A 2,640-nucleotide genomic window follows, 5' to 3' on the forward strand; every position below is an offset into this window, starting at 1 on the left:
GCATGTTGTAACTGTTGGCGGTGGTCACGAACATCACGTCCGAAAGGTCATAATCGACCTCCAGATAGTGATCGTTGAACGCCTTGTTCTGTTCGGGATCGAGCACTTCCAGCAGCGCCGATGCCGGATCGCCGCGGAAATCCTGGCCCAGCTTGTCGATTTCATCGAGCAGGAACAGCGGGTTGGACGTGCCAGCCTTTTTCAGGTTCTGGATCACCTTGCCGGGCATGGAGCCAATATAAGTCCGGCGGTGGCCGCGGATTTCGGCTTCATCGCGCACGCCGCCCAGGCTGTGGCGGATGAACTCGCGCCCCGTCGCCTTGGCGATGGAACGGCCCAGCGAGGTCTTGCCAACCCCGGGCGGGCCAACGAGGCACAGGATCGGCCCCTTCAGCTTGTTGGTGCGCGCCTGCACGGCCAGATACTCGATAATCCGGTCCTTCACCTTTTCCAGACCATAATGATCGGCATCGAGCACGGCTTGTGCGGCGACAATGTCCTTCTTGATCTTGGATTTCTTGCCCCACGGCAGGCCGAGCAGCGTATCGAGATAGTTGCGCACCACCGTGGCTTCCGCCGATTGCGGCGCCATCGCCTTCAGCTTCTTCAGTTCGCCCAGCGCCTTTTCACGGGCTTCCTTGGAAAGCTTGACCTTCTTGATCTTCTCTTCCAGCTCGGCGATCTCGTCTTTTTCCTCGTCGGCATCGCCCAGCTCGCGCTGGATCGCCTTCATCTGCTCGTTGAGATAATATTCGCGCTGGGTCTTCTCCATCTGCCGCTTCACGCGATTGCGGATTTTCTTCTCCACCTGCAGCACGCCCATCTCGCCTTCCATGAAGGCAAAGATCTTCTCCAGCCGCGCGCCCACATCGGGCTCGGCCAGCAGCGCCTGCTTGTCGGCGATCTTCAGGCCCAGATTGGCCGCGACAGTGTCGGCAAAGCGGCCGGGTTCTTCCACCGCCGAAATCTGGCTGGCGATTTCCGGGGCAACCTTGCGGTTCAGCTTCATGAACTGTTCGAACTGGCCTTGCGCCGAACGCAGCAGCGCCGCCACTTCGGTTTCGTTGCGTTCCACGTCCGGCCGATCTTCGACTTCGGCCATCAGATGCGGCCCGCTGGCATCGAGCTTGACCAGCGTGGCGCGGCCCTGGCCTTCAACCAGCACCTTCACCGTGCCATCGGGCAGCTTCAGCAATTGCAGCACATTGGCCAGCGTGCCGACGTCGTACAGTTCGTCGGCGCCGGGATCTTCATCACCGGGGTTTTTCTGGCTAAGCAGGAACACGGTGCGGCCATCGGCCATCGCGGCTTCGAGTGCGGCCACCGATTTTTCGCGGCCGACAAACAGCGGCACGATCATCTGGGGGAACACCACGATATCGCGCAGCGGCAACACGGGCAGAGTCTGTTTGGTCATATCGTCTCCGTCACGAAGCCTGGAGCTTCGCCTGATGCCGGCTGATATGGGAAGCACCCCGGGCGGGTGCAATGGCAGAATCAGCGCAGCCTTGCGGCAGATGATGCAAGAGCCGTGCCGAAGCCGCCAGCCGCATAAGGCCGCATCAACCCTTGAGGACGCCCTTATCCACAAGAACGGCAATGGCGGCAGCATCGTAGCCCAGCGCGGCAAGGATTTGCCGGCCATGTTGGCCCAGATGCGGGGCCGGGCCAATTGGATCCAGCGCCGAACCAAAGCGCGCCGGTGGCCGCGCCTGCTGCACACGGCCCACGCCGGGGCCATGATCCACCGCGATGCAGATGCCGTTGTGCTGCACCTGCGCGTCATCCGGCACATCGGCCAGATGCACCACCGGGCCGCCAACAGCGCCCTGTTCGACAAAGCCGGCCATCAGTTCGGCGCGGGTGCGGCGGGCGATTTCAGCGGAAACCTGCGGTGCCCATTCGCGCTGGTGCTTGATGCGGCCAGCGGACGAGCGGAAGCGTTCATCCTGCGCCAGGTCTTCACGGCCCAGGCTGCGGGTGAGCGCCACGAATTCGGCATCCTGCAGCGCACCAATCGCCACCTGCCCGTCAGACGCCTTCCACAGCCGCATCTGCGCGCCATATTCCGGCCAGGCCGCCGGCGCATCATCCATGAAACTGTAGTTGTACATGCCTTCTGGCCAGTTGAAGGCGATGGCGGCATCCAGCATGGCGACTTCGATGCGTTCACCCGGCGCAGTGGGGCCAGCGCGCTCGCGTCGGAGCAGAGCCGCGGTGATGGCCTGCGCGGCGGTGAGGGCCGTCACCTTGTCGGCCACCAGGTGGCGCACAAGGCCGGGGTTGCCTTCCTTGTCCACCTGCGACGCAGCAATGCCGGAAACCGCCTGAATCACCGGATCATAGACGCGGACATTCTGATACGGCCCGTCCTGGCCAAAGCCGGTGATGCTGCAATAGATCAGCCGCGGATTGAGGGCCTGCATCCGGTCCCAATCCAGCCCCAGCCGGGCCAGCACACCGGGCCGGAAATTTTCCACCAGCACGTCGGCAGTGGCTACCAGTTTTTCCAGCACCGCCACACCGTCGGGCGATTTCAGATCGAGGCACAGGCCCTGCTTGCCGCGGTTGACGGCGATGAACATGCTGGAAAGATCGGTCTTGCGTGGGCCCAGCCCGCGCACCGGATCGCCGCCGGGG

Annotated in this window: 2 protein-coding genes; both read right to left on the reverse strand. The window is 63.1% G+C overall.

Going from position 1 to position 2,640, the window contains the following annotated elements:
* The coding region (locus RMO81_RS02970) for an LON peptidase substrate-binding domain-containing protein (RefSeq protein ID WP_310474245.1) at nt 1–1,417 on the reverse strand (1,417 nt) is incomplete at its 3' end.
* A gap of 145 nt (nt 1,418–1,562) precedes the next feature.
* Nucleotides 1,563–2,640 (reverse strand): CoA transferase (locus tag RMO81_RS02975; RefSeq protein ID WP_310474246.1); only part of this gene is annotated, 1,078 nt, incomplete at its 5' end.

Origin of the sequence: Sandarakinorhabdus sp. (genome assembly GCF_031422795.1) — a bacterium.
In the GTDB taxonomy this organism is placed as follows: domain Bacteria; phylum Pseudomonadota; class Alphaproteobacteria; order Sphingomonadales; family Sphingomonadaceae; genus Sandarakinorhabdus.